The sequence below is a fragment of the Chryseobacterium sp. DT-167 genome (assembly GCF_058310155.1).
In genome coordinates this window covers 1-14,359 of sequence record NZ_JBZEEQ010000019.1, presented here as the reverse complement: position 1 = coordinate 14,359, position 14,359 = coordinate 1, and the positions used below count along the sequence as shown (strand labels likewise).

The 14,359-nt window shown below is 38.2% G+C and carries 15 protein-coding genes and 1 pseudogene; 13 read left to right on the top strand and 3 right to left on the bottom strand.

Annotated elements, in window-relative coordinates:
• Nucleotides 1-10: 10 nt before the first annotated feature.
• From AC4FQ5_RS18890 to AC4FQ5_RS18880, 3 genes are all read right to left on the bottom strand, one after another.
• Nucleotides 11-1,429 carry an MBL fold metallo-hydrolase gene (locus AC4FQ5_RS18890; protein ID WP_491145885.1) on the bottom strand — a complete coding sequence of 473 codons (1,419 nt, stop codon included), beginning with the start codon at nt 1,427-1,429 and terminating at the stop codon, nt 11-13.
• A 224-nt stretch (nt 1,430-1,653) separates the two neighbouring features.
• Nucleotides 1,654-2,439, bottom strand: a complete 786-nt coding sequence (locus AC4FQ5_RS18885) for a sulfite exporter TauE/SafE family protein (protein ID WP_491145884.1) — start codon at nt 2,437-2,439, stop codon at nt 1,654-1,656.
• A 72-nt stretch (nt 2,440-2,511) separates the two neighbouring features.
• Entirely contained in the window at nt 2,512-3,144 is a 633-nt protein-coding gene (locus tag AC4FQ5_RS18880; protein WP_491145882.1) for a Crp/Fnr family transcriptional regulator, read from the bottom strand.
• A 106-nt stretch (nt 3,145-3,250) separates the two neighbouring features.
• Between AC4FQ5_RS18880 and AC4FQ5_RS18875 the strand changes: the two genes are divergently transcribed.
• The 13 genes and pseudogenes from AC4FQ5_RS18875 to AC4FQ5_RS18815 all read left to right on the top strand — a co-directional run.
• On the top strand, nt 3,251-3,577 hold the full coding sequence (locus AC4FQ5_RS18875; protein ID WP_491145880.1) for an ArsR/SmtB family transcription factor: 327 nt from the start codon (nt 3,251-3,253) through the stop codon (nt 3,575-3,577).
• A 106-nt stretch (nt 3,578-3,683) separates the two neighbouring features.
• Entirely contained in the window at nt 3,684-4,157 is a 474-nt protein-coding gene (locus AC4FQ5_RS18870) for a DUF6428 family protein (protein ID WP_491145878.1), read from the top strand.
• A 12-nt stretch (nt 4,158-4,169) separates the two neighbouring features.
• Nucleotides 4,170-4,817, top strand: a complete 648-nt coding sequence (locus AC4FQ5_RS18865) for a class I SAM-dependent methyltransferase (RefSeq protein WP_491145876.1) — start codon at nt 4,170-4,172, stop codon at nt 4,815-4,817.
• Complete coding sequence (locus AC4FQ5_RS18860) at nt 4,804-5,232, top strand: DoxX family protein (protein WP_491145875.1); 429 nt, start codon at nt 4,804-4,806, stop codon at nt 5,230-5,232. The genes AC4FQ5_RS18865 and AC4FQ5_RS18860 overlap by 14 nt, the downstream gene beginning before the upstream one ends.
• Nucleotides 5,222-6,352: a chromate efflux transporter gene (gene chrA, locus AC4FQ5_RS18855; RefSeq protein WP_491145873.1), complete on the top strand. Its 1,131-nt coding sequence runs from the start codon at nt 5,222-5,224 to the stop codon at nt 6,350-6,352. The genes AC4FQ5_RS18860 and chrA overlap by 11 nt, the downstream gene beginning before the upstream one ends.
• 74 nt (nt 6,353-6,426) lie before the next feature.
• Nucleotides 6,427-7,038 carry an arsenate-mycothiol transferase ArsC gene (locus AC4FQ5_RS18850; RefSeq protein WP_491145871.1) on the top strand — a complete coding sequence of 204 codons (612 nt, stop codon included), beginning with the start codon at nt 6,427-6,429 and terminating at the stop codon, nt 7,036-7,038.
• Between the two features lie 3 nt (nt 7,039-7,041).
• On the top strand, nt 7,042-8,073 hold the full coding sequence (gene arsB, locus AC4FQ5_RS18845) for an ACR3 family arsenite efflux transporter (protein ID WP_491145870.1): 1,032 nt from the start codon (nt 7,042-7,044) through the stop codon (nt 8,071-8,073).
• Between the two features lie 1,002 nt (nt 8,074-9,075).
• Nucleotides 9,076-9,615, top strand: a complete 540-nt coding sequence (locus AC4FQ5_RS18840; RefSeq protein WP_491145869.1) for a phage tail protein — start codon at nt 9,076-9,078, stop codon at nt 9,613-9,615.
• Between the two features lie 53 nt (nt 9,616-9,668).
• Complete coding sequence (locus AC4FQ5_RS18835; protein WP_491145867.1) at nt 9,669-10,208, top strand: phage tail protein; 540 nt, start codon at nt 9,669-9,671, stop codon at nt 10,206-10,208.
• A 33-nt stretch (nt 10,209-10,241) separates the two neighbouring features.
• Nucleotides 10,242-10,784 carry a phage tail protein gene (locus AC4FQ5_RS18830; RefSeq protein ID WP_491145864.1) on the top strand — a complete coding sequence of 181 codons (543 nt, stop codon included), beginning with the start codon at nt 10,242-10,244 and terminating at the stop codon, nt 10,782-10,784.
• 53 nt (nt 10,785-10,837) lie between these two features.
• Entirely contained in the window at nt 10,838-11,959 is a 1,122-nt protein-coding gene (locus tag AC4FQ5_RS18825) for an ABC transporter substrate-binding protein (protein WP_491145862.1), read from the top strand.
• The gene (locus AC4FQ5_RS18820; RefSeq protein ID WP_491145860.1) at nt 11,956-12,897 is read left to right on the top strand and encodes a methionyl-tRNA formyltransferase; all 942 of its coding nucleotides are present in this window, start codon (nt 11,956-11,958) and stop codon (nt 12,895-12,897) included. The genes AC4FQ5_RS18825 and AC4FQ5_RS18820 overlap by 4 nt, the downstream gene beginning before the upstream one ends.
• 17 nt (nt 12,898-12,914) lie before the next feature.
• Nucleotides 12,915-14,359, top strand: a pseudogene (locus AC4FQ5_RS18815) (hypothetical protein); the annotation flags it as partial.

The window sequence follows — 14,359 nt, the reverse complement described above, 5'->3', positions numbered from 1 at the left end:
TATTTTTTATTTAAATTAAGTTTAATATTTTACTTTGACAAACAAAATCGCTTTTGGGAGCACCGGTTTGTGAGATGGCTTTAAAACCGTCTTCAATTTCGGTAAAATTACGGAAACCTCTTGCCTGTAAAATGCTTGCCGCCATCATACTCCGATAACCTCCTGCACAGTGAAGATAAAAATGTTCGGTCGGTTTAAGATGATTAATCCATTCATTGATGTAAGCCAAAGGCTTGTTATAGGCTTCATCGACGTGTTCCGCTTCGTACTCACTCTCTTTTCTTACATCGATAATTTTCACCTCTTTATTTTCAATTTCCTTTTCAAAATCTATAGCAGAAATTCGATGAACTTTATCTGTTTCTTTTCCGCTGTTTTTCCAGGCTTCAAAACCACCTTTCAGAAAACCTAAAACATTGTCAAACCCTACTCTGCTGAGTCTTGTGACCGTTTCCTCCTCATTACTTTCATCCGTAATTAACAAAATAGGTTGTTTTACATCTACAATCAAAGCGCCGACCCAAGGTGCAAAATCTCCGTCTAATCCGATATTAATCGATTGAGGAACAAAACCTTTTACAAACTCATCATTACTCCTTACATCAAGGATCAAAGCTCCTGAATGTTCTGCCATTTCTTCAAATTCTTCAGGCGAAAGTGCGTGGAGACCTTTTGACAAAACCTCATCAAAACTGTCGTAGCCTTTTTTATTCATCGCTACATTCATCCCGAAATAAGCTGGTGGAGGAAGAAGCCCTTCCGTAACGGCTTTTATGAAACTGTCTTTATCCTTTTGGTTCAGTGCATAATTGGTTTTCTTTTGATTACCAAACGTATCAACCGTCTCTTTTTGCATATTTTTCCCGCAGGCAGAACCCGCTCCGTGAGCGGGATAAACGATAATTTCATCGTTCAAAGGCAGAATTTTTTGGTATAAACTTTCGTAAAGAAGTCCCGCCAATTCTTCCTGGGTCATATTCGCCGCTTTCTGAGCTAAATCAGGACGACCAACATCGCCGAGAAACAAAGTATCTCCACTGAAAAGTGCTTTTTCTTTTCCGTTTTCATCGATTAACAAAAAGGAAGAACTTTCCATCGTATGCCCCGGCGTGTGCAGAACTTTGATCTTGATTTTTCCAACCTCAAAAATCTGATTGTCTTCGGCAATAATCGCATTAAATTCTGGGTTTGCCGTTGGTCCATAAACGATTGATGCACTTGTTTTTTTACTTAAATCAACGTGGCCACTCACAAAATCTGCGTGAAAATGGGTTTCAAAAATGTATTTGAGCTTTACATTGTCTTTTTCCAGTCTGTCAATGTAAGGTTGAGTTTCTCTTAAAGGGTCGATGATTGCCGCTTCACCTTCAGAAACAATGTAGTATGCTCCCTGAGCGAGACATCCTGTGTAAATCTGTTCTATTTTCATTTTGATATTTTTTATTTAATTTTAATTTGATACAAATTTCCGTGTTTGAATTCTGTTGTACAGTTACTTTTGTTACATAAGAGTATTAATTATCTCCTATTTTGAAACACCGAATGATTGCAGCCCGACTTGAACGGAGCTCTTTTTGTGAGGAGGAACGACGAGCAAAAAAGCGGGAGTGGAAGGCGGATAAAGCTGCCCAAAAATTATTGATTATTAGATATTTAAAAGAAAAGTTCCTTAATAATAATGTAGATCCCCATCATCAGAATAAACCATCCAAATGCAGGTTTCAGTTTTTTGCCATCAATTTTCTTTGATAATTGCGAGCCAATGATAATTCCAACGATGGCAATTGCGGTGATGGTTGCTAATAAATTCCATTCGATTTTAACGTGATTCATTGATGAAAAAAATCCGATCAGAGAATTTAAAGAAATGATGACCAAAGAAGTTCCGATGGCGACTTTCATTGGCGTTTTCAGGAGATTGACTAATGCCGGAATGATCATAAAACCACCTCCAGCTCCTACCAAACCTGTTAATATACCGACCACAGAACCTTCTGCTGCCAGAAGTGTATTATTTTTCTCTGAGTTTACCGTTTTTAGCACAACACTTTTTTGGATCATTTTGTAGGAAGCGATAATCATTAAACCTGCAAATAGTAACAGAAGAAAAATATTTTTGGTCACCATAAAATTCCCTATTCTAAAGAACTCGTCAGGAATTAGTAGAAGAAGAAAATTTCGGGTAATAAAAATGGAAATGATCGATGGAACGCCAAAAATAAAAGCCGTTTTAAAATCCACCAATCCTTTTTTGAAATAAGAAAACGAGCCAACCAAACTGCTGATTCCGACAATGAAAAGTGAATATTCTGTTGCCAAAAAAGCGTCAATTCCAAAGAGATAAACCAAAACTGGAACGGTAAGAATACTTCCGCCACCGCCTATTAATCCTAAAGAAATACCTATAAAAATCGATGCTACATATCCGAAAATTTCCATTTTTTAACTTTTATAAAGCAAAAATGGAAATATCTGTGAAGCTGTACAGCTACTTTTGTTACATAGGGAAATTTAGATAGAATCTGAAAGGATAATTTTGTTTCTACCCAGTTTTAGTTTACCGGAATCTTCCAATTGTTTTAGAAGTCTGGATACAACTACTCTAACTGTTCCGAGTTCATTGGCAAGCTGTTCGTGAGTGATCACGATGGTTTTAGATTGGGAGATTTCTGATTTTTTATGGAGCAGATTGAGCAATCTTTCATCTACTTTTTTGAAGGCAATCGCATTGATAATATCGAGCAATTCTTCAAAACGTTTGTGATACAGCCTGAAAATATAATCCAGCCATTCCGGATATTCTTTGATAAATAATGTAACTTTATCCATGGGTAAAAAAAGAATTTCGGATTCTTCCTCCACTTCGGCTTTTACGATGCTTTTTTCATTGTGCATCCCCCCGAGAAACGACATAATGCAACTTTCACCGGCTTTGATGTAATACAGTAAAATTTCTCTGCCGTCTTCTTCTGTCCTTATTACTTTTAACAATCCTTTCATTACAATCGGAATGGAACGTATGGACGCATTTTCATCCAGAATGATGTCACCTTCGTGGTATGTTTTCAGGATACCGTTTTGATAAAGCTTATCAGTTAATTCCGGTGAAGAACTGAATTCGGAAGAAATTATATTTGGGTTCATTATGTGAAAATATGCTACGAATTTACATTAATTTATAAATTTTCGATTTTAACATCAATTAATTTTTCTTACAAACAAAATATATCGTAATATTGCAATATTAAATATGGGAGCAACAAAGACCGATCATTTTACAGATCATCAAAATAAAATAGCCGTTATAGCAAAAGCTTTGGGACATCCTGCCAGAGTTGCCATCATTGAATATCTGCTCAAAGTCAACACATGCATCACGGGAGACATCGTCAGCGAATTACCTTTGGCACAGCCTACTATATCGCAGCATTTGAAAGAATTGAAAAACGCGGGTTTGATAAAAGGCAGTATTGAAGGAAATTCCGTTTGTTACTGCATCGATGAAAATACTTTCGAGATCCTTAAAGATTACTTTTCAAAAATTATCAATACGGTTACTGATCAGAAATGCTGTTGATGCATTTTTTTAAATTTTTATATCGCAATATTGCATTAGTGCAATTAAATATCTTGACCTTTCAAAGATCATTAGCATTAAACAAAAACAATTTAAACAAAATAATATGACACTAGAACAAATAAAAGAGATCTTGCCAACATTGGAGAATGTAGAGTTTCAATTGGAAGACGGGACTTTTGTGCCTGAGCATTTCCACGTGACGGAAGTCGGACAGATCAATAAAAAATTCATTGATTGTGGCGGCGTGATTCGTGAGGAAGCAGTGGTCAATTTCCAGTTATGGAATGCAGACGACCATGAGCACAGGTTAAAACCCGGAAAACTGCTTAATATTATCACACTTTCTGAAGAAAAATTAGGGATTGAAAATAATGAGATCGAAGTGGAATATCAAAGCAATACCATCGGCAAATATGATCTGGAGTTTAATGGAAAAGTTTTTATTTTGAAGAGCAAAACTACCGCTTGTCTCGCTCAGGACGCTTGTGGAATACCTTCGGAAAAGCTTAAAAAGAATCTGGCAGAGCTGCCTGTTGCCACTGCCAATACCTGCACACCGGGAAATGGCTGTTGCTAAATCAATGTCTATATGGAAGCACACGATAGAAAATCACACTGGGAAAATATTTACCAGAACAAACCTTTGGAAACGGTAAGCTGGTATCAGCCAACTCCCGAAACGTCCCTAAAACTTATTCATCAGTTTAATCTGCCAAAGTCTGCCAAGATTATTGATATTGGTGGTGGAGACAGCCTTCTTGTGGATCATCTGCTTGAGTTAGGTTTTGAAAACATTACAGTGCTCGACATTTCCCATACATCCATAGAACGCGCAAAAGCAAGGCTAGGAAGCAAAGCCGACAAAGTACAGTGGATCACTACAGATATTTTGGATTTCAGACCAACAGAGCAATACGATTTTTGGCACGACAGAGCCGCCTTTCATTTTTTGACCGAAGAAAATGACGTCGATCATTATATCGAAACTACAGGAAATGCGATCTCCAGAAATGGAATGATGGTGATCGGTACCTTTTCGAAGCTGGGACCAAAAAAATGCAGCGGTATCGATATTAAACAATATTCAGAACAGACAATGACAGATCGGTTTGAGAAATATTTTGAAGTGATCGAGTGTTTTTCTGTTGATCACAAAACACCTTTTGAAACCATTCAGAATTTTGTATTCTGCAGTTTCAAAAGAAGAAACACCATTTCTGATAATGCTAAATCTTAATATTACTGACAACAGCAAAACTACCATTTTAATCCGTATGATGGTTGGCGCAGTTTTCCTTTCGGAAGGCATTCAAAAATTTTTATTCCCCGCTTTGCGAGGTTCCGGGCGATTTGAAAAAATCGGCTTTCCATTACCTGAGTTTTTAGGAAATCTTGTAGGAACATTTGAAATTCTGTGTGGCACATTCATATTGCTGGGATTTTTTACAAGGTTAGCCAGTATCCCTTTGATCATTATTATGCTTATTGCTTTTGCTACTACAAAAACAGAAGTCTACATCGAAAAAGGATTTTGGGAACTGCTGCACGGAAGCCGTACTGACTGGGCGATGCTTTTGGGAAGCATTTTTTTGCTGATAAAAGGTGGAGGCTACTGGTCATTGGATAAAAAGTTAATGACCGATGGAAAATAAGGTAAGCATCAAAGAGATCATCCTTCTTTTTCTCAAACTGGGAATCATCGGTTTTGGAGGTCCCGCAGCGCACATTGCCATGATGCAGAATGAAGTGGTGGTCAAAAGGAAATGGATGAGCGAACAGCATTTTTTGGATCTACTGGGAGCAACCAACCTCATTCCGGGTCCCAATAGTACCAAAATGGCCATACACATCGGTTATGACAAAGCAGGCTGGAAAGGTTTATTGGCAGCTGGTTTATGCTTTATCATACCTGCCGTTTTAATCACAGGGATATTTGCTTTTTTGTACAGGCAATACGGGCAGCTGCCAGAAGTTCAACCATTTATTTACGGTATTAAGCCGGCCATAATAGCCGTTATCATCGGAGCAGTTTATCCTTTGGGAAAGAAGTCAATAAAATCGATATTCCTGCTTTTAATCGGTTTTGCTGTACTGGTAGCATCCTTATCAGGAATCGATGAGGTTTACTTACTGTTTGGTGCCGGTTTGGCAGCAATAGTTGTATTTTCTTTTAAAAACAGGAATAACGGTGCTGTTCAGAGTTTTATTCCTTTATTATTTTTTAAGACCAGCTACAGCAATTTCCTTTCGGAAACAAATATGAAACTGTTCTGGATCTTTCTGAAGATCGGATCAATACTGTATGGGAGCGGATATGTACTCTTTGCTTTTTTAGATACCGAATTGGTAACAAAGGGTTTGCTCACAACACAACAACTGATGGATGCAATTGCGGTGGGTCAGTTTACACCCGGACCGGTTTTCTCGTCTGTAACTTTTATCGGCTATCAGATCAACGGATTGTCTGGTGCAATTCTCTCTACCGTTGCTATATTTCTTCCGTCATTTATTTTCGTCGCACTTATTAATCCGCTGATGCAGAGGATGCGCCGGTATAAAAGCTTATCGGCATTTCTTGATGCGGTCAATGTAGCTTCTGTAGCGATCATTGCCGCTGTATGCTTCACAATGGGGAAAGAGACCATTACCGAATGGCGCACCATCATTATCGCATTGATCAGTGCCTTTATTGTTTTCAAATTTAAAAAGATCAATAGTGCCTTCATCGTTTTGGGAGGTGCAATATTGGGTTATTTATTAAAAACTATTTAATAAAGATAAAACCATTAAAAAGCATTCCGTCTATCAGTAATACTAATAATTTAAGAAAAAACTATTAATTAAAAATGAATCAGACTATTTTAAAAACCATAGAATCACTATCACCGGAATCTGTTTCGGAGGAAAGAAAAACTGTTTTGCAGCCACTAACAGATTATATCCAAAACAAAATGGAATCTGACCAGACAGTCAGGCTAAACTTTATCTGTACTCATAACAGCCGAAGAAGCCATCTGTCGCAGATCTGGGCGCAAACAATAGCCTATCATTTTAATATTAAAAACGTATTCTGTTATTCCGGCGGAACGGAGGCGACCGCAATGTTCCCGAAAGTGGCTGAAACATTATCAAACCAAGGTTTTCAAATTCAAAAGCTTAGCGAAACAGAAAATCCTGTCTATGCAGTAAAATATGCAGAAAATGAAAATCCTGTTATCTGCTTTTCAAAAGAATACAGCAATGAATTTAATCCTAAAAAAGAATTTGGTGCCATTATGACGTGTAATAATGCTGATGAAGGCTGCCCATTAGTGATGGGAGCAGAAGCCAGATTTCCTATCAAATATGATGACCCAAAAACTTCAGATAATACTCCGGAACAGACTCAGGTCTATACAGAAAGAAGTCTGCAGATCGCAGCAGAGATGTTTTATATTTTTTCAAAAATAAGCCGATAACCAATGCAGCCAAAATTAAAATTCCTTGATCGTTACCTTACCTTATGGATATTTCTTGCCATGGCAGCCGGAGTAGGTTTAGGATATACATTTCCCGAAATACCGAACATTACCAATTCGCTTTCTGTAGGAGCAACAAATATTCCACTGGCAATTGGATTGATTTTAATGATGTATCCTCCCCTCGCAAAAGTTGATTATTCACTATTACCGATAGCATTTAAAGATAAAAAAGTCATCAGCATATCATTGCTCTTAAACTGGATCATTGGTCCGATATTGATGTTTGTACTGGCTATTATTTTCCTAAGAAACCATCCTGACTACATGATAGGATTAATCCTCATAGGATTGGCAAGATGTATTGCAATGGTGATTGTCTGGAATGACCTGGCAAAAGGAAACAGAGAGTATGCTGCCTTATTGGTTGCTTTGAACAGCATCTTCCAGATATTCACTTATAGTTTTTTTGTGTGGCTGTTCATTAATGTTTTACCCAGGAAATTAGGATTGACTAACTTTAATGTAAGCATATCTATGAAAGAGGTAACAGAAAGTGTGCTCATCTATTTAGGCATCCCGTTTCTGGCTGGTTTTCTAAGCCGATATTTCTTAGTTAAATCAAAAGGTCTGGAATGGTATAACAGAAAATTTGTACCAGCAATCTCTCCCATCACCTTATATGCGTTATTATTTACCATTGTTCTCATGTTTAGCCTGAAAGGGGATAAAATAGTAGAGCTGCCGATGGACGTTGTGAAAGTTGCGGTACCACTTATAGTGTACTTCATACTGATGTTTTTTGTCAGTTTCTTTATCAATAAATCTTTGAAAATTACTTACGATAAAAATGCATCCATCGCATTTACAGCTACAGGAAACAATTTTGAATTGGCAATAGCCGTAGCGATTTCTGTGTTTGGTGTCAATTCGGCACAGGCTTTTGTAGGAGTCATCGGTCCTTTGGTAGAAGTTCCGGTTCTGATACTATTGGTAAGAGCAAGTCTCTGGCTAAAGAAAAAGTATTATTCATAATGATAATATTAACAGCAATCTAAATGACATCATGCTGCAATGATGATTCTCACATCTTTAATAATTTAATTTCACACACAACAATACACAGACACAATGAAGGACTGGGAAATTAGCCCAGAAAAAAATTATAAAATCTGCTTACAACATGGAAAAGCAAGATTTACTATTCTGATAAACCTATGAGCATGAAAGAACAATTCTCCTTCTTGGTTATCTTCACATCCTTTATTTAGGGAAATTAGTTATACCTCTCATACCTTTTTGCCTTTTAATTCATTATATGAAATTTATGTTGATCTTCTTTCACCATAATCTTCATACAAACGCCAAATATTATCCAAATTCTAAGATTTTTCACAATTAATGTAATTTTCCGTGATTTCACGGATTAAAAATTGGCTAATAATACTTTTCTTTGACAAAAAGAATTAATAGCCGATCTCAAACGACAAAGTAGCTGAAATCAAGTACTTTAAGAAATAACACAGAAACTGACATTAGTTATTTTGAGCAACAGAATCCATATTTTCTGTTTGAAATGCGCAAAAAGTCTGACTGTAAACTTTCTTACATAGAATGAGAAATATTTTATTAAAAAAAATGATTATTTTTTTTGTTATATCAATAATAAAGTTAATTTTGTAAAAGATATTTCTTCATAATTATATTATGTTAGTAATATCACAAAGCTAGTAAACCAACCAAAACTTAATAATATGATAACACTTCTTAAAAAAGGTCTTGTGACTTTACTGAATACTAAAACCTAGTATACCAACCAAAAAAACTTTACGATACAGCCAGCTTGTAGAAGAAATCCTTTTTTAATCTATTTGCGGGAAAAATTTTGGCAACTCCTGAGCAGAGCCCTATTAAGTAGTACAATACTGTGGTATTTAAACGGTCATAACTGTTACAGATCTTTGCTGCTACCTTATCAACTCATTTTCAGACGATATAAAAACTAAAACAGAGTTTCAATTTTAAAAACAAATAATTATGGACGGAACAATTGGAGAAATCCGACTTTTTGCCGCAAACTTTGCCCCAAAAAACTGGTGGTACTGCGACGGCTCACTATTAGCAATCAGATCAAACACAGCTTTGTTCTCTATCCTCGGAACTACTTACGGAGGGGATGGTAAAACAACTTTTGGACTGCCCAATCTTGTTGGAAGATCGGCTGTAGGTGTAGGTCAGGGACCGGGATTATCTTACTACGATTTAGGTGAGGCCACCGGTACAAATTCTGTAACGTTGAATATATCGAATTTGCCGGCGCACACGCACACCGCAGCAGGAAGTGTTGTAATACCTGCATTTTCAGAAGAGGGAGATTCGGGATCACCATCAAACAATGTTTTGGCAGCAAAAGGCTCTATGTACAGTTCACAGGGTAGTGACGCCACAACAAAACCGGTACCTCTTACTTTACAGGTTGGTGTTTCCGGTAGCAGCATCCCGATGAATATTACTCAGCCGTCGGTGGGGATGAATTACGTCATCTGTCTGTACGGAATGTTTCCACCCCGGTCTTAATGCAGTTCAGTTTTAAAAAAATAAAAATAATCACAACAATCAATACTTAAATTATGGAAGGATATATAGGAGAAGTACGTCTGTTTGCCGGAAACTTTGCCCCAATGGGCTGGGTATTCTGTGATGGTACAAAATATAATATTTCAATGTATGAAGCAACATATGCTATACTGGGAACAATTTACGGAGGCGACGGGCAAAACACATTTGCCGTTCCTGATCTCCGTGGGCGTGTTGCTGTAGGCACAGGATCCGGACCAAGTCTTTCAGTCATTAACCTGGGACAGGCAGGAGGTTCAGAATCAGTAACAATGACCTCTGCTCAGATGCCCGCACACATCCATTCAGCAATAGCCACAATAGCCTTTCCTGCTTATTCAGATGCAGGTGACACAGGATCTCCGTCAGGAACAGTACTTGGAGGTTTGCAGGGCGCATATTCTACGCAGGGTGCCGATACTCATATTGCTCCTGCAACAACCAATGGCTCACTATCGATTGTAGGTGGCAGTATGCCTTTTGATATTATACAGCCAGTTCTTGCAACCAACTACATTATATGCCTTGAAGGAATTTTCCCAAGCAGAAGTTAATTCATTAAATTTTTAATCTTAAAACTAATCATTATGGACGGAACAATGTCAGAAATCCGAATTTTTGCAGGAGATTTTGCACCGAAAAACTGGGCTTTTTGCCAAGGACAAATCATAGCCATCAATACAAATCAGGCATTATTTGCATTACTTGGTACAACTTACGGAGGAAACGGAGTAACCACTTTTATGCTGCCTAATTTCGCCGGAAGAACACCAATGGGAACAGGAAATGCAGTTGGGGTAAAAAGTTATCAGTTAGGAGAAATATCGGGAACCGAAACAGTAATATGCACACAAGCCAATATGCCTATGCATACTCACGCTTCCGGTACCGAAACCGTAGCTATTAAAACTTTTTCAGACGGAGGAGATACAGGTTCGCCTACAGGCAATACTCTTGCGTCATTATCCGGTTTATACTCAAACCAGACTGCGGATACTACATTAAGACCCGTATCTACTGCATTCAATTTAAGCGTTACGGGCGGAACCCAGCCTATGAATATACAGCAGCCATATCTGGGAATGAATTACATCATCTGCTTATACGGGATATTCCCATCAAGATCATAATTTACAAATAACAAGCCTCTAATCATTATCCGTTAGAGGCTTTATTAAAAAAAATGAAAATAGCTTTACTTTTACCGAGATCCGTAATCTATCCTTCAATTTCTTTTGATATAATGGATGGCTTTAAAAAATCATTGAAGAACATGGGTTTAGACGGATACCATGAAATAATCTCTGCAGGAATAGGCGTTGCAGCAAAACATGAAGAAATATATGCACGCTGTGAAGAATTTCTTTTAGATGGTGCCGATATAATCATCGGATATATAAATCCTCTTGCAGCGGAGTTCGTACACCCTTTATTCGAGTCTTCAGATAAAACACTGCTCGTCTTAGACAGCGGATATCATTTTCCTTCTTTTTCCGGAAAGCTTTCTCACGCATATTTCATTTCACTTCAGGGAAGTTTATGCACGAGGGTTATTGTCGACCAGGCTATTGAACACGGCTATAAGAATTTTGCATTTACCTGTTCACTTTATGACGCAGGCTATCGTCCTTCCTATATATATGCTACGGCAGTAGAAGAAAAAGGAGGCACAATAGGATTTAACCATGTAACTTCTTTAAGACGTGCAGATTTCACACTGACTCCCCTTACAGAATATCTTAAACAGGAAAAAGAAACAGCAGTGCTTGTAACTTTTTGTGGAGATATGGCAGAAGATTTCTTTAGTGAAAGCAATAAAATCGGAGACAATCATTCAGTTTACGGAACCGGTTTTACTTCTGACGAATTATGGCTTAGGAAAATAGCCTATCCAGGAAAAGACTGGAATTCAGCAGTAGCATGGTCTGAAATTTTAGAGACTCCTGAAAATGAAATTTTTGTACAATCATTAAACAGCAATAAAGAAGGCAAAGCCAATCTTTTCTCACTATTGGGATGGGAAGCAGCACTTTTTATCGGTTTGGAAAATTCAGGATTTGATGGTATTTCAATCAATTCACCCCGTGGAAAAGTTTGGATGAATCCGGAAAACAGGTTTACGGAAGCTCCGGTTTATTATGCCACTGTGACAAAAAATGAGAATACCGGAAACTGTCTTCTTAAAAACGTTCGGACAGCTTCAGTTACTGACACAGAACGTGAAAACCTGAGAAACAACATAAAAGCTATGGAGAATACAGAAATCAATACATGGCTCAATGCATATGCCTGTCTCGAATCATGAATACAACAACTAAAATAGCAGTATTATGCAACAACCGTATGGCAATTCCGGCTCTGCAGACCTTGCAGGCAACGGGATTTCTGTGCGCAATGGGGATACCTGAAGGGAATACAGATGTTATCGATTTCTGTATGGCACTTTCAAAACAGTCCGGAATACCATTATTTATATTCCGTAAAGAAAACTTTTCTGCTCAGATAGAAGAACTTAAAGAAAATCACAGACCACGATACATTTTCACCATGACATTCCCATGGAAATTATCTCCTCAAATCTTAAGAAAATATCCCCATGAATTCTATAATTTTCATTACGGACTTTTACCTGAAATGCGTGGTGCAGATCCTGTATTTGAAACCTTAAGAAGCAATGCCCGAGAAACAGGAATTACCGTTCATGCGATAGAAGATAAAATTGATACCGGAGCTATTATATTAAAAAAAACTCTCCCAATCACAAAAAATATGACACACGGTGTCCTTTGTACTCATTTATCATGGCTTGGCGCAAATCTTCTGAATGAGCTTATAACATTATTAAATAATGGTTTCAAAGGTACTCAGCAAGATCATCTGAAAGCCAAATACTATACAAAACCAGGCACAGCAGACGTATGCATATCCTGGCAAAAATTTGACGCACAAACCATTGAATGCTTATCAAGAGCGTGTAATCCCTGGAATAAAGGAGCATACACACAATGGAATGGATGGAATATAAGGATAGTTGAAACTACCATTGTTGAAAAAATAAAAGATCATCATCTTGATTCGCCGGGAACAATTCTCTCATTAAATGAAGAAAACGGGTTGATAGTCAAATGTAATAATGAAACCCAAATCCGGCTAGATATTATTTATACAGATGAGGGATTTATGAGTGGACATAAACTAAGTGCCTTTGGCTTAAAAAAAGGCAATCGGTTTATCAATCTATAATCTAAAAAATGTTAAACATGAAAAATTTTTACTTAAAAATCAAAACGCTCACCAACTTTATTATTTTAGCTGGTTCGTTATTGTTTGCATCTGCCGCAAATGCACAAACTACTCTTACCGCAGGAGATATTGCTTTTACAGGATATGATTCTACTCCGTTAGCAGGTGCAGGCGACAGTTTTTCGTTCGTATTGCTTACAAATATTTCAAGCGGAACGAAAATAAGTTTTACCGATCGTGGATATACCGGATCAGGATGGCAGACTGCAGGCTCAACCGAATCTTCCGTCACATGGACGAGTGGCACCGCACTGCCATTAGGAACCGAAGTGTACATTGTCGGACTTACCGCTTCCACCTACAATCCCACTACTTCTTCTTCAGCAACAAACGGCACGGTTGCTCTTACAGAAGGATCATCCAACAACGGATTGTCACTCTCAAATGTTGGTGATCAAATCATAGCATTTCAAGGAGGTAACGGAAGTATAACGGGATCAGGAGCCTATGCTATCTCGGGAATAAATTATTTTTATACCACAACCACAACGACTGCCGGATGGAACATCGGAGCAGCAGCCGGACCAAACGCATCCTTAATGCCTCCCGGTCTCACCGGCGGAACAAGCGCATTCTACACCGGAGCAGTTACAGGAAACACCCTTGCCCAATCAGGAAAATTCAATTGTACAGGAGTGCCCACCACAACAGCTGCTAATGTACGGACAGCAGTCATGAATTCTACTAACTGGACACTTAGTACAAGTACGGTTGGTCAGTATTCAGGTTGTTTGTTTATTGCCAGTACACCTGTAATAACAGCGAATCCCCCAAATCGTACCTTATGTTCAGGTGGAAATACGACATTTTCAATAGCTGCCACAGGAGCAACTTCATATCAATGGTATCAAAATGCAGGAAGTGGATTTACTGCGTTAACCAATACAGCACCGTTTTCTAATGTTACCACAAATACTTTAACGATAACGGGTACAACAGCATCATTAAATGGAACACAATACCGTTGTGTTGCCACAAACACTGCAGGATCAGTAACATCGAATAGTGGTACACTCACTGTTGTAAGTGTTACTGCAAATGGCGTTAAAACTGATGCTTCATGCAACGGAGGCTCAAATGGAACCATAAATCTTACTCCGGCAGGAGGAATTGCACCATACACCTTTAACTGGGGTGGCGGAATCACCACCGAAGACAGAACAGGACTGGCTGCCGGAACATATACTGTGACAGTAACTGACAATATAGGGTGTACTGCTACAAACTCTTTTGTAATTGGTCAACCGGCAACCGCCGTTTCAGGTACCACTGTAGTGACCAACATTGCCTGCAACGGGGCTTCTAACGGGGCCATCAACTTAACTCCGGCAGGTGGAACAGCTCCATACACCTTTAACTGGGGTGGCGGAATCACCACCGAAGACAGAACAGGACTGGCTGC